At 67.0% G+C, this 23,828-nt stretch carries 21 protein-coding genes; 15 read left to right on the top strand and 6 right to left on the bottom strand.

What is annotated here, in order from left to right; translation table 11 throughout:
* Positions 1-70 precede the first annotated feature (70 nt).
* The 4 genes from aceB (at position 71) to J2X06_RS13950 (ending at position 6,978) form a co-directional block, all read left to right on the top strand.
* Positions 71-1,708 carry a malate synthase A gene (aceB, locus tag J2X06_RS13965; RefSeq protein ID WP_310063376.1) on the top strand — a complete coding sequence of 546 codons (1,638 nt, stop codon included), beginning with the start codon at positions 71-73 and terminating at the stop codon, positions 1,706-1,708.
* A gap of 75 nt (positions 1,709-1,783) precedes the next feature.
* Entirely contained in the window at positions 1,784-3,082 is a 1,299-nt protein-coding gene (gene aceA, locus J2X06_RS13960; RefSeq protein ID WP_310063375.1) for an isocitrate lyase, read from the top strand.
* A 224-nt stretch (positions 3,083-3,306) separates the two neighbouring features.
* On the top strand, positions 3,307-4,362 hold the full coding sequence (locus tag J2X06_RS13955) for a diguanylate cyclase domain-containing protein (RefSeq protein ID WP_430539584.1): 1,056 nt from the start codon (positions 3,307-3,309) through the stop codon (positions 4,360-4,362).
* A 3-nt stretch (positions 4,363-4,365) separates the two neighbouring features.
* Positions 4,366-6,978, top strand: coding sequence for a putative peptide modification system cyclase (locus tag J2X06_RS13950; RefSeq protein WP_310063373.1), 2,613 nt, complete (start codon positions 4,366-4,368; stop codon positions 6,976-6,978).
* On the opposite strand, the gene J2X06_RS13945 is transcribed toward J2X06_RS13950, so the two are convergent.
* Together J2X06_RS13945 and J2X06_RS13940 are read right to left on the bottom strand one after the other, a co-directional pair.
* Positions 6,933-7,262, bottom strand: coding sequence for an NHLP-related RiPP peptide (locus tag J2X06_RS13945; RefSeq protein WP_310063371.1), 330 nt, complete (start codon positions 7,260-7,262; stop codon positions 6,933-6,935). The genes J2X06_RS13950 and J2X06_RS13945 overlap by 46 nt on opposite strands.
* 192 nt (positions 7,263-7,454) lie before the next feature.
* A complete protein-coding gene (locus J2X06_RS13940; protein WP_310063369.1) occupies positions 7,455-7,832 on the bottom strand; it encodes an NHLP-related RiPP peptide in 378 nt (125 codons plus the stop codon).
* Positions 7,833-7,937: 105 nt separating this feature from the next.
* Between J2X06_RS13940 and J2X06_RS13935 the strand changes: the two genes are divergently transcribed.
* The 5 genes from J2X06_RS13935 to J2X06_RS13915 all read left to right on the top strand — a co-directional run bounded on the left by J2X06_RS13935 (position 7,938) and on the right by J2X06_RS13915 (position 11,593).
* Entirely contained in the window at positions 7,938-9,107 is a 1,170-nt protein-coding gene (locus J2X06_RS13935; RefSeq protein ID WP_310063367.1) for a putative peptide maturation dehydrogenase, read from the top strand.
* A gap of 376 nt (positions 9,108-9,483) precedes the next feature.
* On the top strand, positions 9,484-9,939 hold the full coding sequence (locus J2X06_RS13930; RefSeq protein ID WP_310063365.1) for a hypothetical protein: 456 nt from the start codon (positions 9,484-9,486) through the stop codon (positions 9,937-9,939).
* 160 nt (positions 9,940-10,099) lie between these two features.
* Positions 10,100-10,561 (top strand): hypothetical protein, encoded by a 462-nt coding sequence (locus J2X06_RS13925; protein ID WP_310063363.1) that lies wholly within the window; start codon positions 10,100-10,102, stop codon positions 10,559-10,561.
* Between the two features lie 46 nt (positions 10,562-10,607).
* The gene (locus tag J2X06_RS13920; protein ID WP_310063362.1) at positions 10,608-11,102 is read left to right on the top strand and encodes a hypothetical protein; all 495 of its coding nucleotides are present in this window, start codon (positions 10,608-10,610) and stop codon (positions 11,100-11,102) included.
* A 29-nt stretch (positions 11,103-11,131) separates the two neighbouring features.
* On the top strand, positions 11,132-11,593 hold the full coding sequence (locus tag J2X06_RS13915) for a hypothetical protein (RefSeq protein ID WP_310063359.1): 462 nt from the start codon (positions 11,132-11,134) through the stop codon (positions 11,591-11,593).
* A 213-nt stretch (positions 11,594-11,806) separates the two neighbouring features.
* Here J2X06_RS13915 and J2X06_RS13910 read toward each other — a convergent pair whose 3' ends face one another.
* Both J2X06_RS13910 and ubiK read right to left on the bottom strand, forming a co-directional pair.
* Positions 11,807-13,324, bottom strand: coding sequence for a YifB family Mg chelatase-like AAA ATPase (locus J2X06_RS13910; protein ID WP_310063357.1), 1,518 nt, complete (start codon positions 13,322-13,324; stop codon positions 11,807-11,809).
* Between the two features lie 12 nt (positions 13,325-13,336).
* On the bottom strand, positions 13,337-13,606 hold the full coding sequence (gene ubiK / locus J2X06_RS13905) for a ubiquinone biosynthesis accessory factor UbiK (protein WP_310063355.1): 270 nt from the start codon (positions 13,604-13,606) through the stop codon (positions 13,337-13,339).
* A 253-nt stretch (positions 13,607-13,859) separates the two neighbouring features.
* Here ubiK and J2X06_RS13900 point away from each other — a divergent pair, with 253 nt between their 5' ends.
* Entirely contained in the window at positions 13,860-14,198 is a 339-nt protein-coding gene (locus tag J2X06_RS13900) for a P-II family nitrogen regulator (protein WP_310063354.1), read from the top strand.
* Between the two features lie 244 nt (positions 14,199-14,442).
* On the top strand, positions 14,443-14,967 hold the full coding sequence (locus tag J2X06_RS13895) for a DUF421 domain-containing protein (RefSeq protein WP_310063352.1): 525 nt from the start codon (positions 14,443-14,445) through the stop codon (positions 14,965-14,967).
* 3 nt (positions 14,968-14,970) lie between these two features.
* Here J2X06_RS13895 and hemF read toward each other — a convergent pair whose 3' ends face one another.
* Complete coding sequence (gene hemF, locus J2X06_RS13890) at positions 14,971-15,975, bottom strand: oxygen-dependent coproporphyrinogen oxidase (RefSeq protein ID WP_310063350.1); 1,005 nt, start codon at positions 15,973-15,975, stop codon at positions 14,971-14,973.
* Between the two features lie 106 nt (positions 15,976-16,081).
* Here hemF and J2X06_RS13885 point away from each other — a divergent pair, with 106 nt between their 5' ends.
* From J2X06_RS13885 to J2X06_RS13870, 4 genes are all read left to right on the top strand, one after another.
* Positions 16,082-17,452 carry a DUF3300 domain-containing protein gene (locus tag J2X06_RS13885; RefSeq protein ID WP_310063349.1) on the top strand — a complete coding sequence of 457 codons (1,371 nt, stop codon included), beginning with the start codon at positions 16,082-16,084 and terminating at the stop codon, positions 17,450-17,452.
* Positions 17,453-17,464: 12 nt separating this feature from the next.
* A complete protein-coding gene (locus J2X06_RS13880) occupies positions 17,465-18,364 on the top strand; it encodes a DUF2950 domain-containing protein (protein ID WP_310063348.1) in 900 nt (299 codons plus the stop codon).
* A 181-nt stretch (positions 18,365-18,545) separates the two neighbouring features.
* Complete coding sequence (locus J2X06_RS13875) at positions 18,546-20,174, top strand: DUF3300 domain-containing protein (RefSeq protein WP_310063346.1); 1,629 nt, start codon at positions 18,546-18,548, stop codon at positions 20,172-20,174.
* A gap of 10 nt (positions 20,175-20,184) precedes the next feature.
* On the top strand, positions 20,185-21,096 hold the full coding sequence (locus J2X06_RS13870) for a DUF2950 domain-containing protein (protein WP_310063344.1): 912 nt from the start codon (positions 20,185-20,187) through the stop codon (positions 21,094-21,096).
* Positions 21,097-21,167: 71 nt separating this feature from the next.
* Here J2X06_RS13870 and J2X06_RS13865 read toward each other — a convergent pair whose 3' ends face one another.
* Positions 21,168-23,579, bottom strand: a complete 2,412-nt coding sequence (locus tag J2X06_RS13865) for a prolyl oligopeptidase family serine peptidase (RefSeq protein WP_430539582.1) — start codon at positions 23,577-23,579, stop codon at positions 21,168-21,170.
* Between the last annotated feature and the right edge of the window lie 249 nt (positions 23,580-23,828).

The following is a 23,828-nucleotide window of genomic DNA, read 5'->3' as shown; positions in this document are numbered from 1 at the left end:
TTGTCAAATACAACACGCCACCGCATGGTGCCAGTCAGGTCCCAAACGGCAATAAGACGGAGCAGCAGGAATGTCGGCAGTGATGACGCAGTGGCCGCAGGAGGCCCACACCCAGACGGGCGCCCAGATCACGGGCCAGGCCGTTGATGGACAAGGCCAGGTCCTGACCCCGGCCGCGCTGGAATTCCTGGCCGGGCTGCACCGCCGCTTCGAGCCCGTCCGCCAGGCTCGCCTGGCCGACCGGCGCCAGCGCCAAGCCTTCTTCGACGCCGGCGGCCTGCCCGACTTCCGCCCCGATACCGCCGCCCTCCGCGCCGGCGACTGGAAGGTGGCGCCGCTGCCGCCGGCCCTGCTCGACCGGCGCGTCGAGATCACCGGCCCGGTGGACCCGAAGATGGTCATCAACGCGCTCAATTCCGGCGCGAAGGTCTACATGGCCGACTTCGAGGACAGTACGTCGCCGACCTGGGCCAACCTGATCGCCGGCCAGCGCACGCTGCAGCAGGCCGTGGCCGGCACGCTGGAATGGACCGCACCCGGTTCCGACGGTGCCCCCGGCAAGCACTACGCGCTCAAGCCCTTCGCGCAGCAGGCCGTGCTGATGGTGCGCCCGCGCGGCTGGCACCTGGACGAAAAACACGTGCTCATCGACGGCGCGCCGATGTCCGGCAGCCTGTTCGACCTGGGCCTGTTCGCTTTCCACAATTCGGACGTGCTCGCCGCGAAGGATCGCGGACCCTATTTCTATCTGCCCAAGCTGCAGTCGATGGAAGAGGCGCAGCTGTGGAACGACGTGCTCGATCACATCGAGCGCGAACTCGGCCTCGCCGCCGGCCAGCTCAAGGTCACCGTGCTGATCGAGACGCTGCCGGCCGTGTTCGAGATGGACGAGATCCTGCATGCGCTGCGCACGCGCATCGCCGGCCTCAACTGCGGGCGTTGGGATTACGTGTTCTCGTACATCAAGACCTTCCGCAGGCATCGCGACAAGGTGCTGCCCGAGCGTGGCCAGGTGACGATGACGCAGCCGTTCCTGCGCTCGTACTGCGAACTGCTGATCCAGACCTGCCACAAGCGCGGCGCGCACGCGATGGGCGGCATGGCCGCGCAGATCCCGATCAGCGGCGACGACGTGGCCAACGAGGCGGCGCTGGCCAAGGTGCGCGCCGACAAGCTGCGCGAGGTCACCGCCGGCCACGACGGCACCTGGGTAGCGCATCCGGCATTGATCCCGCTGGCGCAGCAGATCTTCGACGAGCGTATGCCCACACCCAATCAGCGCCACGTGCTGCGCGAGGACGTGTGGGCCACGCGCGACGACCTGATCAGGCCGTCGCTGGGCACGATCACGCGCGCCGGCTTCGAAGGCAACGTCGAGGTCTGCGTGCGCTATCTCGCCGCGTGGCTCGACGGCAACGGCTGCGTGCCGATCCATTGGCTGATGGAGGACGCCGCCACCGCCGAGATCGCGCGTACGCAGCTGTGGCAATGGCTGCACAGCGAAGGCCTGCACCTGGACGACGGCACGCCGGTCGACTTCGCCCTGCTCGAACGGGCCTTCATCAACCTTCCCGCCCGCCTCGGCGACCGCACGCGCATCCCTGGTGCAAGCCGCATCAACGAGGCGATCGGCGTACTCGACCGCCTGACCCATTCCGACACGCTGGAGGAGTTCCTCACGCTGCCGGGTTACGCGCGCCTCGACTGAGGTCGCGTCGCTTTAGTTCCGCTGTTGCGCAAGTCCGCTGTCTTTCCATACCGATATCGAGAAAGGAACGCCGCCATGAACACCGCACTGCCGACCGCCGAACAACTTCGCCATGAATGGGCCACCAATCCACGCTGGGCCGGCATCGCCCGTCCTTACTGCGCCGACGACGTGGTGCGGCTGCGCGGCACCGTGCCGGTCGAGCACACCATTGCCAAGCTCGGCGCCAGCAAGCTGTGGAACTCGCTGCACAGCGAGCCGTTCGTCAACGCGCTCGGCGCGCTGACCGGCAACCAGGCCATGCAGCAGATCAAGGCCGGCCTCAAGGCCATCTACCTGTCGGGCTGGCAGGTCGCCGCCGACGCCAACATCGCCGGCGAGATGTATCCGGACCAGTCGCTCTATCCGGCCAACTCGGTGCCGCAGGTCGTGCGCCGCATCAACAACACGCTGCTGCGCGCCGACCAGATCCAGTGCGCGGAAGGCTCGGGCGACATCGACTTCCTGCAGCCGATCGTGGCCGACGCCGAAGCCGGCTTCGGCGGCGTGCTCAACGCCTTCGAGCTGATGAAGGGCATGATCGAGGCCGGCGCGTCCGGCGTGCACTTCGAGGACCAGCTTGCCTCTGTGAAGAAGTGCGGCCACATGGGCGGCAAGGTGCTGGTGCCCACACGCGAAGCCGTCGAGAAGCTGGTCGCCGCGCGCCTGGCCGCCGACGTCATGGGCGTGCCGACATTGATCGTCGCGCGCACCGATGCCGAAGCCGCCGACCTCATCACCTCCGACGTCGACGACAACGACAAGCCGTTCACCACCGGCGAGCGCACCGTCGAGGGCTTCTACAAGACCCGCAACGGCCTGGACCAGGCAATCAGCCGCGGCCTGGCCTACGCGCCTTATGCCGACCTGGTGTGGTGCGAGACCGGCAAGCCCGACCTGGAGTTCGCCCGCAAGTTCGCCCAGGCCATCCATGCCAGGTTCCCCGGCAAGCTGCTGGCCTACAACTGCTCGCCGAGCTTCAACTGGAAGAAGAACCTCGACGACGCCACGATCGCCCGCTTCCAGAAGGAACTGGCGACCTACGGCTACAAGTTCCAGTTCATCACCCTGGCCGGCTTCCACAGCCTCAACTACGGCATGTTCAACCTGGCCCACGGCTACGCCCGCCGCCAGATGAGCGCGTTCGTCGAGCTGCAGGAAGCCGAGTTCGCCGCCGCTGAAAAGGGCTTCACCGCGGTCAAGCACCAGCGCGAAGTGGGCACCGGCTATTTCGATGCGGTCACCCAGACCATCCAGGGCGGCCAGTCCTCCACCGTCGCGCTGAAGGGCTCGACCGAGGAAGAGCAGTTCCACGAGCGCGCCGCCGCGGCCTGAGCCGCAACCGCCCGTCATCAAGCCCCTCTTCCGTGTGCGGGAGAGGGGTTGGGGTCAGGGCAGGCGGCCCGCACATCTCTCCCAAGCCGAATAACGGCTTGCACACGGCGCATGCGCTACCGGCACTCACCGCATAACCCGTCCCCGTCCGCTTCTCCATCACCATCCCGTTGCCACGGTGGCCGGTGTATCCTGCCGTTCGCCACGTTTTCCGGGGTCGTGGAATGAAGCAAGCAACCGCGGCCATGCCGGCCATGGACCAAGCGGACCAGAAGACGGCGACCACGCTCGCGCCGTCGCGCGACATCGCGGGCACCGCGCTCACCAGTGAAGAGTTCGACCTGTTCGCCGAACTCGGCCGCATGCGCCGGGTCGATGCCGGGCAGGTGCTGTTCCGCCGCGGCGAACTGGGCACCACCATGTTTGTCATCGCGCAGGGATCGGTCGACCTGGACTTCGGCGACGACCTGGTCAGCAAGCGGCTGGGGCCGAGCGAGTTCTTTGGCGAACTGGGCCTGCTGGTCGGCGACCACGCACGCAGCGCCGACGCCATCGCCGCCAGCGATGGTCTGCTGGTCGAGCTGCGCCATGAGGAGTTCGAACGCCTGGTCGATCGCGACCCCGCGCGCGTCTCGTATTTCCTGCGTCGCGCCATCATGCGCGTGGTCACCAACGAGCAGAGCCTGATCCGCCGCCTGCGTCGCCGCAACCACGACCTGCAGGCCGCGCTCGACAACCTGCGCACCACCACGCACCGCCTCAACCGCACCGAAGAGCTGATCCGCACCGACGAACTCACCGGTCTGTACAACCGCCGCGGCCTGTCGATGTTCCTGCAGGAAACGCGCTTGGTCGGCGGAGTGCCAGGCGGCGGCCTGCTGCTGCTCGACTGCGACCGCTTCAAGCAGGTCAACGACGAACACGGCCACGCGGCCGGCGACCGCGTGTTGCAGAGCGTGGCCAGCATCCTGCGTTCGGTCGCCGGTCCCTACGACCTGGCCTGCCGACTCGGCGGCGACGAGTTCTGCCTGCTGGTCGCGGCCGATCGCCGCGAGGACGTCACCCGTTACATCGACTACATCGTAGGTTCGATGCAGAGCCTGGCCGCCATGCGCCAGGCGCCACCGCTGATCTGTCCGGTCAGCATCGGCGTCTGCCTGCTCGATCCCGATGGCGACTGGGACCAGTGGTACATCCAGGCCGACAGCGCGCTGTACCGTGCCAAGCGCGACGGTGGCGACCGCGTGCACTGGCACGATCCGACGCTGGCCCCGGTGTAAGCGATGAACGAGGCCGCGCAACGCACCATCGCCGATGGCCCGCAGCTGCGCACACTGCTGCTGACCGACCTGTGCGATTCGACCGCACTGGTCGAGCGCATCGGCGACGTCGCCGCCGCCGAACTGTTCCGCGAACACGACGGCCTGGTCCTGCAACTGCAGCAGCAATGGCGCGGCCGTCTGATCGACCGTTCCGATGGATTGCTGCTTCTGTTCGAACGCCCGATCGACGGTCTTGGCTTCGCGCTCGACTACGAGCGCGGCCTGCAGGTGCTCGGGCAGTCGCGCAACCTGCAGCTGCGCGCACGCGCCGGCCTGCACGTCGGCGAAGTGCTGACCTGGCGCAACAGCGACGCTGCCGTACGCCTGGGCTCCAAGCCGCTGGAAGTGGAGGGCCTGGCCAAACCGATGGCGGCGCGGTTGATGTCGATGGCGCGGCCCGGGCAGATCCTGCTGTCGGCCGTCGCCGAACCGCTGGCGCACCGCGCCGCACGCGAGCTCGGCGAACGCGGCCAGCACCTGATCTGGAAACCGCTGGGCCGCTGGCGCTTCAAGGGTGTGCCCGAGTCGCAATACATCTTCGAAGTCGGCGAACCCGGCATCGCCCCGCTGCGTGCACCGCCCAACACGCCCAAGGCCTGGCGCGATACTCCGCTGTGGCGCCGTCCTGCCGCGCTGGCGGCTGAAGTGGCCTTGCTTGCGGCGGTGGGCGTGGGCGTGTGGTTCGTCACCCGCCCGCAGCCGGCCATCGCCTTCAACCAGCGCGACTGGGTGGTGGTCGCCGACCTGCGCAACCTCACCGGCCAGAGCGTGCTCGACGACTCCCTGGAACAGGCCTTCCGCATCAGCCTGGAGCAGTCGCGCTACGTCAATGTGCTGAGCGACCTGAAGGCGCGCGACACGCTGTCGCGCATGAAGCGCTCGCCCGAAACCGCGCTCGATCGCGCCATCGCCTCGGAGATCGCGCTGCGCGATGGTGCACGCGCGGTCATCCTGCCGACGGTGTCGGAGGTGGGGGGCAGAGTGCGCGTCAGTGCCGAGGTGATCGATCCGCATAGTCAGACGACCGTCTATACCGAAACCGCTGACGGTGCCGGGATCGAATCTACGCTGGCCTCAATTGATGAGGTGACTGCCACCCTGCGCGGACGCCTCGGTGAAGCCGTCGCGTCTATCGAAAAGGATTCGGCGCCGTTGCCGCAGGTGACGACCGACAACCTGGATGCGTTGAGGGCATACGCGCTTGCGCAGAAGGCATATGGCAACGGGAAATTTAGCGACGCGCTGAAGTTCTACTCGCGCGCAACCGACCTTGACCCCAGGTTTGCCTTGGCCTGGCTGGGTCAGACGCGCGTCCAGGTCTCCAGCATGCAGTCGCCACGCGGAGTAGACCCGCTGCGTCAGGCGCAAAAGCTGAGACAGCGTCTCCCGACGCGCGAAGGTCTCTATCTGGACGCTTGGGTAGCGGAGTTCGACGCGCCAAGCGCTGCGCTTGATCGTTGGATTGAACTCGCAACGCTCTATCCGGACTTCTGGCCGGGTAACGGCAACGCTGCGGCTGGGCTCAATTGGCAGAACCGCTTGCAGGAGGCACTCCCGTTCGCGATCCGCAACACGTCGCCGCGGAACGATTTGGCTGCCGTCGGGTTTGATGTTCTGGGTCGCGTGCGTCTCGGTCTCGGACAGTACGAACAGGCAGCAGGGGCGTTCGATCAGGCAACAAGCCGAGGATTCAGGAACAGCTTGCGCCGGCGGGCGGATGTCGAGGCCGCGCAACGTCGTTACGCGAATGCCGGGCGCTTGCTGGCCACCATCCCGAAGAGCGACGTTTACGCCCACCTCGATCGTATAAGCCTGGCCATCGACCAAGGTCGCTGGCCTGAGGCGCAACGTCAGGCCAGCGACGCCTTGAAGCTGCTCAATGACCAGGACGGCTTCGACGCGAGGTCGTTCCTGCTCCCGGCAGCGGTTGCGGACTGGCTCGCCGGCAACAGGCAAGCGGCGCTGAGCAAGGCATCAAGGGCTGCTCAAGCCGCATTGTCGGCCCTCGACACGAGCACAGGCGGGGATTCGGTCGGTGACGCGGGGCTGGCGCTGTCTTCGGCGATGTTTGCGCTCAGGATCGGAGATAGGGCCCTAAGTAGCACGGTCATTCAGTTGCTCTCGAAGCACAGCCAGTTGATGCAGCATCCGACGCTGAGCGAACAGATGGCGGTATTGCGGGCCGAGGAGCTCCGCCTCGCTGGAAAGCCCAGGGAAGCCCTGACGATCCTCTTGCCGCTGATCACCGGGCATGAGCGTTACCAGACGAGGGTAGCGCTAATGGAGGCCTACGTGGCGGCACAGGACACACGAAAGGCGCTCGAACAGTTGACGTGGCTCAAGCAACGGCGCGGCCTGGCCTACATAGAGCAAGGATGCGGCCAGTGTGTGCAGGCGCTGAATGTCGCCGATTCGAATCTGGCGGTGCTTCGCGAAGCGGAACTGCTCAAGGCGGCCGGCAATGCCGAAGGCGCATCGCAGGCGGCCGCGAACTTCGACCGGCTGTGGCCGGTCGAAGTTCTCAACGACTACTTCAAGGTTCGACGGTCGTCGCTGGGGCTCGCGTCCAACTGAGGCGTCGTGTGGTTCAGTCCGCTTAGCAACATCCCGCGAATCTCGCCGCGGGCAGCCGCGATGGCTTCCTTCGATGCGAGCTTGTTGACGCAGCAGGTCACGAACAGTTCGGGTTGTGCGGTGCCTTCAGGCCCTTGTGCCGGGCGTTGATACCCGATGGTTTCAAGTGCGGCGACGGGGTCGCGGCTGAAATGTTCTCGGAATGAATCGTCGTTGCTGAGAAGATCCAGCAACTTGTCCGCTACGCGCGCATCAAGAGGCGCGGTTTTTTGCTCGTTTGCCATCCCCTGTTCCCCTGTTTCCGGCTACTCGGCCGAACAGCGGTCGAATCTAACCTTCGAAGGGTTTCGTGACAACAGTCGCGATTTCGTCTGAGGCGCAAGAGGTCAGCGTCGGTAACGCCCCCCGTATGTGACAGCCCCTAGAGCGGCGCGGCAGACGGGCCGCCTCCCGACTGCCGCAGGTCTACTCTTTTTCTACTTCTTTCGGCGGGCCGCCAAGGTTGTCGCTTCAAAGGTGGGGGTGTTATAGGCCAATCCTTGTACAAGAGTGGCCCTCAATGCGCCCCACGCTTCCAGAATTGACTCTTTAGAGGCGAGCACTCCAACCTCGCACAGTGAAAAAGGCTCTGGTTCCGCTTGAGGGACCAGCCCACAGGCAGTCATTTTTCCCCGTTCCGGGGTCTCGTAGCCAATGCTCTTTAGCGCGAGTAGAGGATTGGAGCGAAACTGCTCACGAAATCCGTCATCGGAGCTAAGTTGATGAAGAAGGGTTTCCGCAAGTTGCGCGTTCAAGGGAACGGACTTCTTTTCATTCGCCCGCACTCCCGCTAAGCCATGCCCGACAGCCTTCATGGCATCTCCTGAGTTGGTTGAGTGGAAAGCTCTATGCGGGAGTCTACCCCACCCGCCGAGGCACGATAATCTGGTAACAGGGGGCAAGTCGTCCCGGGGGTGGGCATGCAAGTTCGTCGTTGTGCAGTGCTCTACATGGAGCCTCGCGAGGAAGTCAGTTTCGACCTGGCTGTGTTGCTGGCCGGCGGTGACGGGCTGCGACGTGAGCGTCGTTGGTTGGCCCTGGCGCCTCACGTGGGGGACGAGGTCGAGGTAGATGAGGTCGAGCGCGAGTTCCTCGGTGCGCTCAGTCCCAGCCAATGGGTCGAAGCCGCCACGCTGACCGGGCATCCCGCCCAGACCATCGATCGGCTACTCAAGGAAGGCCTGCTGATCGCCGACGGCAAGCGCCACTCCGCCATGCGCGCCCGCGACGAAGCCCTGCGCGGCACCTACTGGCACCCGTTGGCCGCGACGCTGCACGCCTTCACGCGCTGGAGCGAAGTGGACGCGGTGCAGAACATGAAGGACAGCGGCACCGAGACCGCCGCACAGATGCGTGAGGTGCTCGGCCCGCCTCCGGTCGAGGCGGCGGCATGTAGCGAAGGAGCCGGACACCTGCCCCTGCCGCGCATCGCCCCCAACGATTTCGATCACCTGCTCGCACGCCGCGTCACCTGCCGCAACTTCGACGCCAGCCGCAAGCTGCCGCTCGAGTTGTTCGCGCAACTGCTGCAGCGTGTGTTCGCCGCGCAGGCGGAAGTGCGGGTCAGCGACGACACCGTGTTCCTGAAGAAGAACGTGCCCTCCGGCGGCGGCCTGCATCCGATGGAGTGCTACCTGATCGTCCAGCACGTCGAGGGGGTCGCGCCCGGTTTGTACCACTACCAGGCGCAGCAGCACGCGCTGGAGCCGCTGGCCCTGCCCGACAAACCGCTGCGCGAATTCATGATGGACATGGTCGCGCAGCAGCACTGGTTCGCCGACGCACACGTGATGGTGCTGCTGTCGCCACGCTTCGACCGCACGTTCTGGAAATATCGCCACCACGCCAAGGGCTACCGCGTGGTGGCGCTGGAGGCCGGACACCTGTCGCAGACGCTGTACCTGGCCGCCACCGAAGCCGGGCTGGGTGCCTTCATCACCGGCGCCATCAACGAGGTCGAATTGGAGAGGGCGTTCGGCCTCGATCACGTTCACCAGGGCGCGCTGGCGATCTGCGGTTTCGGCTGGCGCGGCGAGGTGATGGAAACGGCCGAATTGGATCCGGCGGGCGTGGTGTGGGCGCCAGGCTGACCGCAACAAAAAACTCATTTCGCGATGTCACGCTGGTGCCTGTCATTCGGTTCGCAGGCTCGCCAAGTTGTGCGCCTCAACGGGAGCGTTCAACAAAGGATATGCGCCGCCTGTTTTTAACTCGCCTCTAAGTCGCCTCGTTCGGTGGCCGCCGGCCGATACCCGCAAGCCGATCGAAGTCGCGACGGTCGTCGCGCAGCAGCAGATCGCCGTTGGCCCGATCGGCTTTCGCGGGGGGAGAGCTGACGACCGCCGAGAGCGCTCGGCGGTCGTTCTGTTCATGAATGTCAACGCCGTAGGCCATTAGTCCGGTGGACAGGGGGCCCGTCGCCTAGCTACTTTGTGTTCCTCAACGGGGAGCCAGGGGATTGTGAACATGCGTGCTTTGTTTTTCGCTGTGCTGTGCATGGCGTCTTTTTCTGCGGCCGCGGCGGATACGAATGCCCGCCAGCCTCTGCAGGTCGGAGCCGTGGTGGCGCAGCAAATGCAGATCCGCGATGACGTGATGGCCCAGAAGGGACGCTACAAGGACATGTCGCCTGACACGCGGGTCGAGCTGCTGTCGAAGCAGGCCGCGCTGCTGACGATGCTGGAGGGCAAGAAGACCGCCGCCGACCTGACCGCAGAGCAGCAGATGCAGGCGTTCAATACGCTGGAGTGGATCGAAGGGGCGATCAACAACAGCGATGACGAGCGACTGGTGTGCCGTCGGGAGAAACCCCTGGGCAGCACCCGTACGACGCGCGTCTGCCGCACCGTGGCCCAGGAGCGGGAAGCCCAAGAGCGCGCCCGCGAAGAGATGGGCCTCAATCGCGTCCAGAACGGTCGCTAGCGCCGGCTCGCCGGACCGGCGCCCGGTTCTATTCAGAAAAGGGGCGGCCCTCGGGCCTCCCCTTTTTCGTTGGGGGGTAGAAGACGTCCCGGCTTGTGAGCGCCGTTCTCAAGGCGTAATTTGCACCGGGTCACACTTCCCCCCACCCCCCGAGGCTGCCATGAAGACAGGTGCTTTCTTACTTTCGTTGTTGTTGGCGTCGACCGCGGCATTCGCGTCCGCCGACCGTAGCGTGCTGTTGATCGACGATATCCGTACCCAGCAGGCCGAGATCCGCGACGACGTGGAGGCCCGCAAGGCGCCATACGACGACCTGTCCGCCTCGGACCGGAACGAGTTGCTGCAGAAGCAGTCGCGCATGCTGCACATGCTCGAGGGCAAGCAATCCACCAACGACCTCAACGAGCAGCAGAGAACCGAAGTGTTCAACACGCTCGAATGGATCGCGTCCGTCGCCAACAACAGCGCGGACGAGCGCATGGTCTGCGAGCGCCGCCCCGTTCTCGGCAGCAACCGCAAGGAACGCGTCTGCAAGACCGCCGCGCAGTGGCGCCAGGAACGCGATGCCGCGCGCGACATCATGGATTCCGGCAGCATCTGCGCGGATTGCCGCAACGAGTGAATGCCGCCCCGGTCCCTGAGTGACCTGGATGGCGATGGAGGATTACATGAAGAAGTCCGTCGTCGCGTTGTTGGTTGCCTTGTGCGTGGCGCTGCCGGCAGTGGCCAGCGCCGACAAGGTGGTGCAGATTCTTTTGCAGCAGCGTGAGATCCGCAGCCAGTCGGAGAGTTCCACAGGCGCCTATTCGCGCTTCGACCGCGAAGAGCTGGACAGGATGCATGCCGCACAGGACCGCATCTTCGCGCTGCTTGATGGCGTCAGTTCGCTGGATCAACTCAGTGCCAGCGAGCAGGTGGAGGTCTTCAATTCGATCGAGGTGGTCAAGGCCGTCATCTCGGGTAATGAGGCGGACCGGCAGAAGTGCTGGCGCGAGCACAAGCTCGGCTCCACGATCCCCAAGACGCGATGCGCCACGATCGCCGAGATTCAGCAGATCAGTGAAGGCGCGCAGCAATGGAAGGGCGAGGCGTCCATCTGCGGCAACATGGGGGACGGCGTAGATTGCGGCGGAAACGCGCGCGACAGTATTGGTTCGCGTTGACGGATGGCATTCACAACGGAGGGAAGGCCATGAAGCGATTCGCAGTCTGCCTGTCGATGTTGTTGCCCTTGGTGGCGTGGTCGGCGGAACCGGTGTCCGCTGAAGATGGCCTGCAAATGATCCAGACGCAGCAGCAGGAGCTGAAGAGCGACATCGACGCAGGCCGTACGGACGGCTTGACCAAACGTCAGGTCAATGCCATCCGCAAGGCGCAAGTGGAAGTGTTCGCGGTGACCGAAGGCAAAACCCGCCTCGACCAGCTGACGGTCGAGGAACAGGTGCGCCTGGAAAACGCCCTGGAGCGGATCAATGCCGAGGTCCAGAACACCCGGTCGGCACATGACAGCAAGAACGTGTGCTGGCGCGAGCGCGTGTCGGGAACCAAGGTCAACGTGACCCGTTGCGGTACCGAGGCGGAGATGCGCGAAGCCCGCGAAGGCGCCCGCGATTACCTCGAGCGTCCGAAGGTGTGTGCGATCAATTGTGGCTGACGACTGCGGCTGACGACTTTCTGAGCACGTCCCGTCTGGGGCGGGCTCATTGCCGTTGCTTCAGCCGGCGCCGCCGTATCGTGCGATGAGCTCGGCTCGAGCACGGCACTCCATAGCTTCCGAATCACCTGCGGGCGCGCGTCGGGGCTGCGTCGGGGCTGAGGACGTCGGCCCGTCGGCCTGCGGAGAATCGACAGGCTCCCGTCCCACGGTTCAAGCCGCTTGTACGCCGCCCTGATTTCGATCGTTGCGCCGAAAGCCGATGGCTTCGGTCAGGTGATGCGTGAGGATGCCCGCGCTGCCGTCGAGGTCGGCGATGGTGCGGGCGACGCGCAGGATGCGGTGCATCGAGCGCGCCGATAACTGCAGTGCGTCTATCGCACGCTCCAGCAGCGCGTGATCGCGCTCGGAAACGCGGCAGTGCGATGCGGTTTCGGCCTGGTCGAGTCGCGAATTGGGTTTGGATGCGCGCTCGTGCTGACACTGGCGTGCGCGCACGACGCGTTCGCGCACCTGCGCGCTGCTTTCGCCAGGCGTGGCGTCGGGCCGGAGTTCCGCCGGCGGCAGGCGTGGGACATCGATGTGCAGGTCGATGCGGTCGAGCAGCGGTCCGGAAATCCGCGCTCGGTAGCGCCGGATGACATCGTCGGTGCAGCAGCAGCGGCCGCTGTTGTCGCCGGCCCAGCCGCACGGACAAGGATTCATTGCGGCGACCAGTTGGAACCGCGCCGGGAATTCGGCGCTGCGTGCCGCACGCGACACCGTGACGAGGCCCGATTCGAGCGGTTCGCGCAGCACTTCCAGCGCGCGGCGGTCCCATTCGGGTAGTTCGTCGAGGAACAGCACGCCCTGGTGCGCCAGCGAGATCTCGCCGGGACGCGGATCGGCGCCGCCGCCGACCAGCGCCACCGCGCTGGCGGTGTGGTGAGGCGAGCGGAAAGGGCGCTCGCGCCAGCGCGCGGGGTCGATGCCGCGGCCGCTGACCGAGGCGATGGCCGCCGCTTCCAGTGCTTCGTCCTCGGAGGCTTCCGGCAACAGGCCCGGCAGACGCGAGGCCAGCAGTGTCTTGCCGCAGCCGGGAGGTCCGATCAGCAGCAAGTGATGCCCGCCCGCCGCCGCGATTTCGAGCGCGCGCCGCGCATGGGCCTGACCGCGGACGTCGGCGAGGTCAGGCCCGGGCCGCGGCGCGACCCACTGCACTTCGGCGCGGGGCAGTGACCTGCGCCCGTGCAGCAGCGCGCAGACCTCCAGCAGCGTGCGGGCCGTGCTGGCGTCGACACGGCTGGCCAGCGCCGCTTCGGCGCCGTTGCCGGCAGGCACCACCAGGCCGCGCCCGGCCTCGGCCGCAGCAAGCGCCGCGGGGAGCACGCCGTCGATGGCGCGCAGCTCGCCGGTCAGCCCGAGCTCACCGAGGAATTCGTACTGGCCTAGCGGCTCCAGCGGAATCTGCCCGCTGGCGGCGAGGATCCCCAGCGCGATGGCCAGGTCGAATCGCCCGCCATCCTTGGGCAGGTCGGCGGGCGCCAGGTTGACGGTGATGCGCCGCGCCGGGAATTCGAACTGGGAGCACTGGATCGCGGCGCGGACCCGGTCCCGGGCTTCGCGGACCGCCGCCTCCGGCAGGCCGACGATCGACATCGCCGGCAATCCGCCGCCGAGATGGACCTCCACGCGCACCGCAGGCGCGCGGACGCCCGATCGCGCACGGCTGTGCACGAGTGCCAGGTTCATGGGAGGGACGCCTTAGTGGCGCGGCGTCTGGGTGTCGGAGCCGACCCGGGATTCCAGTTCGGCGACCGCGCGCTGCAGTTCTTCCAGCTTCTCGCGGGTGCGCATCAGCACCGCGCGCTGCACGTCGAATTCCTCACGCGTGACCAGATCGAGCTTGGCCAGCCCCGATTGCAGGACGGCCTTGAAGTTCTGCTGCAGTTCCTCGCGGCTCTCGCGGACACCGGGGGGAACCAGGCCGCTGAGGCGGCGGGCAAGCTCGTCGATTTGGGTCAGGTCGATCATGGGCAGTTCTCCGACAGTGGGACCAGCTTGGCGGGGCAGATGTGATGCCGCCGTCGGCGCCAGCCGTGGCCCGGTGTCGGGAAAGTCCTCGGACGTGGGGGCGCAACTCTAGCAGGCCCGGCAAGCCGCGGCCGATCGGCCATCCGCCGCGACGAACGATCCTGGGTCGCGGTCGCTGCTGGAGGCTGCCCTCCGCGGAGATCAGTAGGAGCCCTTCGCGTTATCCTGCTGTGCGGATCCGGGAGACGATGCAATGAAGATGGTCATGGCGGTGATCAAGCCGTTCAAGCTCGACGACGTCCGCGAGGCGCTGGCCGACGCCGGGGTCGCCGGCATCACTGCCACCGAGGTCAAGGGCTTCGGGCGCCAGAAGGGCCATACCGAGCTCTACCGCGGCGCCGAGTACGTGGTCGACTTCCTGCCCAAGATCAAGCTCGAAGTGGCGGTGACCGACGACCAGGCCGAGGCCGTGGTGGAAGCCATCATGAAGGCCGCCGGCACCGGCAAGATCGGCGACGGCAAGATCTTCGTCTGGGACCTGGAGCGCGCGGTGCGCATCCGCACCGGCGAGGTCGATTCGGACGCGCTGTAGAACGCCCCGTAGATATATCACCGGCCGACCTGAATCACCGACACCGTTCGTCCTGAGCGTAGGGCCGCAGGCTCGAAGTCGAAGGAAGCGCTAGCGCGCAGCGCTGAGGGCGAAGGATGGGCGGGCGGCGAACTTTGCGGGCCCGCTCGCCCTTCGACTTGCCTGCGCTACGCTCAGGGCGAACGGATAGATGGCGACCGGCATATCACCATCACCGCGCCCCGTGTGTGGCACGGAGGGAACGATGAGCGCAATGCTGCACATGTCGATGCCGTGGTGGGAGTTCGTGCTGCGCGCGGTCGTGGTCTATGTGGTGCTGCTGGCGATGATCCGCCTGTCCGGCAAGCGCACGATGGGGCAGTTCACCTCGTTTGACATGCTGCTGATCGTGTTGCTCGGCAACGCGGTGCAGAACGCGCTGCTCGGCACCGACACGTCGATGGCCGGCGGACTGCTGCTGGCGGCCACGCTGATGACGCTGAACTGGATGGTCGGCTTCGTCACCGCCCGCAGCCAACGGGCCGAACGCCTGCTCGAAGGCGAGCCGGTGGTGCTGGCCCGCAACGGCCATGTCTATCGCGACGTGCTGCGCCGCGAGCTGGTCAGCCGCGACGACCTGGCCAAGGCCATGCGCGAGGCCGGCTGCAGCGACATCAGCCACGTGCACCTGGCGCTGCTGGAAACCAACGGCCACATCACCATTCTCATGCGTGAGGTCGAAGGCAAAGGCGATCCGGGCCAGGACGACACCCGTCAGGGCGGAGCCTGAAACTCAGCCTTTTGTCGACAGTTCGGCAAGCCAGTCGCGCGGACGCAGATAGTCGGCCAAGCGCGCTTCGGCCGAATCGTTCTCCGGCGTGAAACCGTATTCCCAGCGCACCAGCGGCGGCAGACTCATCAGGATCGACTCGGTGCGGCCGCCCGATTGCAAACCGAACAGCGTGCCGCGGTCGAACACCAGGTTGAACTCGACGTAGCGACCGCGACGGTACAACTGGAACTGCCGCTCGCGCTCGCCGAAGGGCGTATCCCGGCGACGCTCCACGATCGGCAGGTAGGCGTCGAGGAAACCGTCGCCGACGGCGCGCATGTAAGCGAAGTCGCGCTCGAAGTCTTCGTGCAGGTCGTCGAAGAACAGGCCGCCGACGCCGCGCGTCTCGTTGCGATGCTTGAGGAAGAAATACTCGTCGCACCAGTGCTTGTGCTTGTCGTACCGCGCTTGCGCACCAAAGGGCTCGCACAGCTCGCGCGCGGTGCGGTGCCAATGCAGCACGTCCTCGTCGAACGGGTAGAAAGGCGTCAGGTCGAAGCCACCGCCGAACCACCACGCCACGGTTTCGCCGTCCCGGATCGCGCGGAAATGACGCACGTTGGCGTGCGTGGTCGGCAGGTAGGGATTGTGCGGATGGAACACCAGCGACACGCCGACCGCACGCCACGAAGCGCCGGCCAGTTCCGGTCGCGCGGCGGTTGCCGACGGCGGCAGCCTGGTGCCGGACACGTCGGAGAAACCGATGCCGGCCTGCTCGAACACCGCGCCGTCGCGCAGGATGCGGGTGCGGCCGCCGCCACTGGCGAGCGTGGTGCCTTCGGCGCTGGCGCCGTCGGGCGCGCGCTGCCACTGATCCTCGCGGAAACGGGCGCGGCCGTCGGTGCTTTCGATGGCCGCGCAGATGCGGTCCTGCAGGCCGGTCAGGTAGTCACGGACGACGTCGATGTCGGAGCCGGTATCGCTGTCGGTAACGGTGTCGGTGTGGGGCACGGGCGTGTTGGCCATGTGAACAGGCGCGATTCGCGCGAAGCCTATGATAGCCGCCGAAGGCCCGGCGCCATCCCTGATGCGCTGAGCGCGAACCCAGACGTCTTGCGATGGGGGATTCCCAATGCGCATTTCCACGCGTCACTTGCCGATGGTGGCCCTGCTGTTCGTCGCGGCCGCCGGGGCGTCGCCGCAGGCTAGCGCGCCGGCCGCTGCGCCGGCCGCTTCGGCCGCGCAATCCGAAACGACGTTCAAGCGCGAAGAGCTGGACCAGATGATGGCGCCGGTCGCGCTGTACCCGGATTCGCTGCTCGCGCAGGTCATGATGGCCACGACCTACCCCGGCGATGTCGCCGATGCGGTGAAGTGGATGAAGGCACATCCCGATGCCAAGGGCGACGATGCGGTGCGGCAGGTGGCCAACCAGCCCTGGGATCCCAGCGTGCAGTCGCTGGTGGCGTTTCCCCAGGTCCTGGACCTGCTGGGCAAGGACCCGGCCTGGGTGCAGAAGATGGGCGATGCGTTCCTGGCCCAGCCCGAGGCCGTGATGGATTCGGTGCAGCGTCTGCGCCGGCAGGCGCAGGCCGCAGGCAACCTGAAGTCCAACGAACAGCAGAAAGTCACCACGGAGCCGGCAGCGCCGGCCGCTGCAGGGGGCACCACGACGGTGGTCCAACCGGCCGCGCAGACGATCGTCATCGAACCGGCCAACCCCCAGGTCGTGTACGTGCCGAGCTACAACTCGACCACGGTCTACGGCGGCTGGCCGTATCCCTCGTATCCGCCGTACTACTACCCGCCGTCGCCTTATTACTACCCGGGCGGCGCGTTCGTGGCGGGGATGGCCTGGGGCGCCGGCATCGCGATCACCGCATCGCTATGGGGCAACTTCAATTGGGGCCACAGCGACATCGACATCAATGTCGACCGCTACAACAACATCAACAGCAATCGCCAGATCAATCGTTCCGATAACACCTGGCGCCACAACTCGGCCAATCGCGACGGCGTGCCCTACCGCGACCGTGCCAGCCGCGAACAGTACGGCCGCCAGTTGGACGGCGCCGGGCAGCGCGACAATTTCCGCGGCCACGACCCGGCGCGTGCCGCCGACCGCGACCGGGCACGCCAGTCGATGTCGCAGCGCGGCTTCGAAACGCCGGCCACCAGCAACCGCGAAGCGCGCGACCGCGCCGGCCAAGCGTCGCAGCAGATGAACCGGCAGCAGGCGGGCGGACGCGACATGGCGGGCACTGGCGCGCAGCGCAATGCGCAGGCCCGCGACGGCGCGCGTCAGCAGTACTCAGGCAACCGCAGTGGTCAAAGCAACAGCGCCTTCGCCGGCGCGGGCAATCCGGGGCAGTCGCGTGCATCGTCGAACCGCGGACATGGCAGCTATTCCGCGTCGCAGCGGTCGGGTTCACGCAGTGCGGGTCGCCAGATGTCGCGACCGGCGCGTTCCGGTGGCGGGCGTTCCGGTGGCCGGCGTCGTTGAAAGGAGACTCAGATGATCCCCATCGTTCGTTTGTCCGCGCTGGCCTGCCTGGCATCGATGGCAGCGTTGGCCGCCGCGCAGGAGCCCTTCCCGACGCCGGACGCCGCCGCGCAGGCGCTGGTCGCCGCGCTCGGCAGCGAGAAAGCCGATGAGGCACGCCTGGCCGCGATCTTCGGGCCTGACTGGCGCCGATACGTTCCGCTGGACAGTGTCGATCGCGAAGACGTGGACGCCTTCCTCAAGCGCTATCGCGAGCAGCATTCGTTCCAGACCCCAACGGCGGGACGCGCCATCCTCGCCGTGGGCAAGGATGTCTGGACGCTGCCGGCCCCGCTGGTGAAGAAAGACGCGGGATGGGTCTTCGACGTCGAGGCCGGCGAGCCGGAAATCCGCGCGCGCCGGATCGGTCGCAACGAACTGGACGCGGTCCAGGCCGCGCTGGCCTATGACGACGCGCAGATGGACTATGCCGCCGTCGACCGCGACGGCGACGGCGTGCTCGAGTACGCGCAGAAGTTCCTCAGCAGCGACGGCAAGCACGATGGCCTGTACTGGGCCCAAGTGGAGGGTGGCGAGGAAAGTCCGCTTGGCCCGTTGTTCGGCGACGACACGCCCGACGGGCAGTGGCACGGCTACCAATACCGCATCCTGACCGCGCAGGGCCCGTCGGCGTTCCGCGGCGCGTACGACTACAGGATCGGCGACAACATGAGCCGCGGTTTCGCACTGATTGCCTGGCCGGCGAAGTACGCCGACACGGGTGTCATGAGCTTCATGATCAGCCACGACGGGCAGGTGTTCGAGAAGGACTTGGGGCCCGAGAGCGAGAAGCTGGCCAAGGCGATGACGCGCTTCGATCCCGACAGCAGCTGGAAGGAAGTGCCCGAAGGCACGACCCCGGCAGCGCAATGATCGAAGCGTCGCCCGCCTCCCGGGTGCGGGAAGTGGGCGGTGAGCGCCGCGGCAGCATTCGCATGCGGCAATTCGCCTGAATCGACTTCACGGGGACATAGCGGGCACGCCCTGCAAGATAAGCGCCGACCGGGTCCGGCCGTCGTTCAGGTGGTCGGTACGCCCAGCGTTGGAGAAGCCCATGCGCATCCATCGTTTTACGATCGCCCTCATCGTCGTGGCCCTGGCGGCGTGCTCGAAGGAAGAGCCCAAGCCACCGGCCGCGACGCCCGCCGCCACGACGGCCACGCCGCCCGCCCAGCCGGCACCTGCCGCACCGGCACCGGCGCCCGCGCCGACGCCGAGCCAGTCGGTGTTCAGCGTGGCGGAACTCGACCAGATGGTCGCGCCGATCGCGCTTTATCCCGACTCGTTGCTCGCGCAGGTGCTGATGGCTGCGACCTACCCCGGCAACGTGGCCGATGCGGTGACCTGGTCGAAAGCGCATCCGGATGCGAAAGGCGACGAAGCGGTGCGACAGGTGGCCGCGCAGCCGTGGGATCCCAGCGTGCAGTCGCTGGTGGCGTTTCCGCAGGTGATGGCCACGCTGGGCATGGATCCGCCGTGGGTGCAGCGCCTGGGCGATGCATTCCTGGCGCAGCCCGAGGACGTCATGGACGCGGTGCAGCGCCTGCGTCGGCAGGCACAGGCCGCCGGCAACCTGCAGAGCAACGAGTACCAGCGCGTGAGCGAGCAGCCGGCAGTCGCCCCTGAGCCGGCGGCGGCACCGGCCACGGGCGGGACGGTCGAGGAAGTGCAGACGACATCGTCGCCCACCATCATCATCGAGCCGTCCAACCCGGAAACGGTGTACGTGCCCAGCTACAACCCGACCACGGCGTACGGCACGTGGGCGTATCCGTCGTACCCGCCGGCGTATTACCCGCCGCCGTCGTACTACTACCCCGGCAGCGCACTCGTCGCCGGCCTTGCCTTCGGCACCGGCGTGGCGATCACCAGCGCGTTGTGGGGCGACATGGACTGGGGTGGCGGCGACGTCGACATCGACGTCAATAACTACAACAACATCAACTCCAATCGCAGCTTCGAGGGCAATCGCAACAGCTGGCAGCACAACTCGGTGCATCGCGACGGTGTTCCCTATCGCGACAACGCCAGCCGCGAACGCTACGGCCGGCAGATGGAGGGAAGCGCAGGGCGTGACGCGTTCCGCGGCGACGATCCGGCGCGGGCCGCCAATCGCGAACGGGCGCGCCAGTCGATGGAACAGCGCGGTATCCAGGAGCGAGGCGCCGGAAACCGCTCGGCGAGCGAACGCGCGCAGGCGGCGAGCCGCGATGTGCGCGACAACCAGGCGCGCGATCGCGCGCGTGCAACCGCCGACAGGTCGCAGATGCAGGATCGCCAGCGGGCGCAGGCGCAGGACCGCCAGCGAGCCCAGGCCGCGCAGGGGCAGCGCGATCGTTCCCAGGCGGCCAATCGCCAGGCGCAGGCCGGGCAGGGCGCACGCGATCGTCAGCAGGCCGGGCAAGGTTCACGCAACCGGGCGCAGACGCACCAGCAACGGGGGCAAAACAACACCCAGGCGCGCGACGCCGCGCGCAGGCAGCAGTCCCAACGCCAGCCGCCGCGCAACAACGCCGTCGCCGGCGCACGCAACCCGTCGCAGTCGCGAGCGCAGGCCGACCGCGGGCGGGCCAGTCACGCCTCCGCCAGCCGGTCTGGCGCATCGCGCGGCGGTGGTGGCGGTCACCAGGTGGCGCGTCAGTCCCGTCCGCCCCAGCGCTCCGGCGGCGGGCATCGTCGTTGAGGAGGGAACCATGAAGACGAACTCGAAAGCGGCCAAGCTCGCCATCGCATTGGCGCTGGCCACCGTCGTGGTACCGCTGGCGTGGGCGCAGCAGGCGTATCCCAACCAGCAGGCCGCGGCCGATGCGCTGATCGCGGCCCTGGGCACGCAGAAGGCGGATGCGAAGCAGCTGGAGGCGCTGCTTGGCAAGGACTGGCGCGAATACATCCCGACCGAGGGCGTCGACCGCGCCGACGTCGAAGCCTTTCTCAGCGGCTATCGCGCGCGGCATTCGTTCGAATCCGCCGCGGATGGCAAGGCCTTCCTATCCGTCGGCAAGGATGGTTGGAAGTTCCCGATACCGCTGGCGCAGTCGGGGACCGGCTGGGAGTTCGATGTCCGCGCCGGCGCCGAGGAAATCCGTCAGCGCCGCATTGGCCGCAACGAGTTGGCCACGTTGGAGTCCGTGCGCGCATACAACGACGCGCAGATGGACTACGCGCGGGAAGACCACGACGGCGACGGCGTCCTCGAATACGCGCAGAAAGTGGTCAGCACCGACGGCAAGCACGATGGCCTGTACTGGGCCGACGACGACAGCGGGGAGATCAGCCCGCTCGGCCCACTGTTCGCGGACGCCACCCCGGGCAGCGAATGGCACGGCTACCGTTTCCGCCTGCTGACCTCGCAGGGACCGTCGGCGCCGGGCGGCGCGTACAACTACAAGATCGGCGACAACATGAGCCGCGGCTTCGCGGTCATTGCCTGGCCGGCGAAGTACAACGACACCGGCGTCATGAGCTTCATGATCAGCCACGATGGCGAGGTGTTCGAGAAGGACCTGGGCCCAGGCGGCGAGAAGACGGCCAAGGCGATGACGCGATTCGATCCGGACAGCAGCTGGAAGGAAGAGTCGGCGGGGACGACGGCCGCGACGAAGTAACGCGCGAAGCCTGTGTCATCGAGCCCTCTCCCGCGTGCGGGAGAGGGCTTGCTGCTGCGTAACGTCGCTGCTTACTTCAACGTGCGCTGGAACAGCTCATAGATGCGGCGGTACTCGTCGTACCACGCGTCCGGATGGGTGAAGCCGTGGCGCTCCAGCGGGTACGGCGCAATCTCCCACTTGTCCTTGCGCAACTCGATCAGCTTCTGCGTCAGCATCACCGAGTCCTTGAAGAACACGTTGTCGTCGATCATGCCGTGGGCGATCAGCAGGTTGTCCTGCAGCCCGTCGGCATACTCGATCGGCGAGGAGACCTTGTAGGCCTGCGGATCCAGGACCGGCGTGTTGAGGATGTTGCTGGTGTACTCGTGGTTGTACTGCGACCAGTCCACCACCGGACGCAGCGCCGCGCCGGCCTTGAACGTGCCCGGCGAACGGAACAGCGCCATGAACGTCATGAAGCCGCCGTAGCTGCCGCCGTAGATGCCGGCGCGGCCCTTGTCGCCCTGCTTGTTGGCGACCAGCCAGTCCAGGCCGTCCAGGTAATCCTCGAGTTCCGGATGGCCCATGTTGCGGTAGATCGCCGTGCGCCAGTCGCGGCCGTAGCCTTCGCTGGCACGGTAGTCCAGATCGAGCACGATATAACCCTGCTGTACCAGCAGGTTGTGGAACATCTGCTCGCGGAAGTAGTTCGGGTAGCGGTCGCTGACGTTCTGCAGGTAGCCGGCGCCGTGCACGAACATCACAATCGGGTACTTGCGGCCCGGCTCATAAGTCTTCGGTCCGTAGAACTTGCCCCACACCACGCCGGCGCCGTGCTTGCTCGGCACCTGCACGTACTCGGGCTCGATCCACTCGCGGTTCCGGAACTCAGCTTTGCGCGTGTCGGTGAGCTGCACGACGCCGTCGCCGTTGGCGTTCATCACCGCCAGCTGGGGCGGCATGTAGCTGTCGGAATGGCGCACCAGAAGCCGGGTGCCGTCGGGCGAAAGCGAGAAGTCCTCGACGCCGTCGAGCGCGGTGACTTCGCGCACCGATCCGCCCGTGCGGTCGACCGCGCAAACTTCGTAGTCGCCCGGCCACTTCTGGTTGCAGACGAAGTAGAAGGTCTTGCCGTCGGCCGCCAACGCGGGCGCCGACACTTCCCACTTGCCGGAGGTCAGCGCGCGCGTCTTGCCGTTCTCGTTGAGGTACAGGTGCGAGTAGCCGCTGCGCTCGGACAGGAACCACAGTGCGCCGTCGCCGCCGCTGGACGAAGGCACCCAGCCGAACTCGTTGAAGCCCCAGTTGATCCAGGCGTTGTCGGTGAGGCGGTCGCGGGTGACCAGCTTGGCGCCCGCCAGATCGACGCTGGCAAGCCAGCGGTCCTTGTTGTCCACCGCACGCACCAGCACGGCGACATTGCGGCTGTCGTCGCTCCAGTGGATGGCCGGGCCCCCGCCGTTGGCGTCGCTTTCGATGCGCACGTCGCGGTTGCCCTTCAGCGGATCGAGCTTGGCGGCCTTGCGCATCGCCGCCATCGGGTCCTCGCCGATGCCCGGCAACGCGTCGAGCTTGAGTTCGGTGGCCTTGGCGCCGGCCACGTCGACCAGCCACAGCTTGTGCGGCAGCGGCGAATTGCGGCCGACGCGCGTGCGCGCGTCCTCGAATTCCTCGTAGCCCGACTCGGTCACGTACTTGGGCATCTTGCCGGCCTGGCCTTCATCGCCGGCCTTGGCCTGGGTCACCACCAGCAGCCACTTCGCATCCGGCGACAGCGCGCTGTCGACGATCTTGACGTCGTCGCCCAGGTAGGTCGGAGCCGGAGCGCGGGTGGGATCGGCGCGGCGCCAGTCGTTGTCCTGCGTGCGCGCGGCCTCGCGCTGGGCGCGGTCGTTCTTGAGCGTGGCGATCATCGCCAGCTGGCGCTCGCGCAGGTCGTCGGCCTTCGGCGGAGCCGCCGGGTCCTTCTCCCCCTTGACCACGGCGGCCTGGCTCAGGCCCTGGCCGGCGCGCCACTGGTACCAGGCATCGCCGCTGCGCATCACGAGGTTGCCGTCGCGGCTCCACTGCGGCTGCGATTCGGCCTCGTTGCTGCGCGTGACCTGGGTCAGCGCACCGCTGCGCAGGTCGCGCACGAACACGTCGCCGTTGCGGACGAAAGCGGCGCGCGTGCGCGAAGCGTCGTACACCGCGTCGGAGGCATCGAGGTCGGCGCGCGCGGCGCCGTCGAGCCTGGTCGCGGTGCCGCCGGCGATGCCCTGCTGCCAGGTGTCGCGGATCGTCGCGCCCTCGCGCTTGAGCTGGTATTGCACGCGCTGGCCGTCCCAGGCCCACCAGGCCCGTTCGACCGGCGGACCGATCCAGTCCGGATCGGCCATGGCCTGATCGAGGGTGATCGCGCTGGCGGTGGCACTGGCAGCAGCGGGAGTCTGCGCCTGCGCATGCGGGGCCAGCAGCAGGAAGGTAATGGCAAGGGCGGAGGCGATCGGAGTCGGGCGCATGGACAAGTGGACGGGTCCGGTGGTGTCGGGTCGGGAATGGGTAAAACCGTCGCAGCCTAGCAGCCTGCGGGTTTGCCGGATCGGGCCATGCGTCATGGAGGTTCGATGGGCGGGGGCTGCTGGTACGCGACCTCATGCACCTCGTCTGCGCGTCCCGGCTGGCCTCGATGTGGCCGACGATGAGCACACGGCAGCGTTTGTTTTCAAGGAGTTGAAGTCGCTGGATCCCCGCCTCGCGGCGGTGACGAT

This window comes from Lysobacter niastensis (assembly GCF_031457115.1).
GTDB lineage: Bacteria > Pseudomonadota > Gammaproteobacteria > Xanthomonadales > Xanthomonadaceae > Lysobacter_J > Lysobacter_J niastensis_A.
This window is presented reverse-complemented; position numbering and strand designations above follow the sequence as displayed.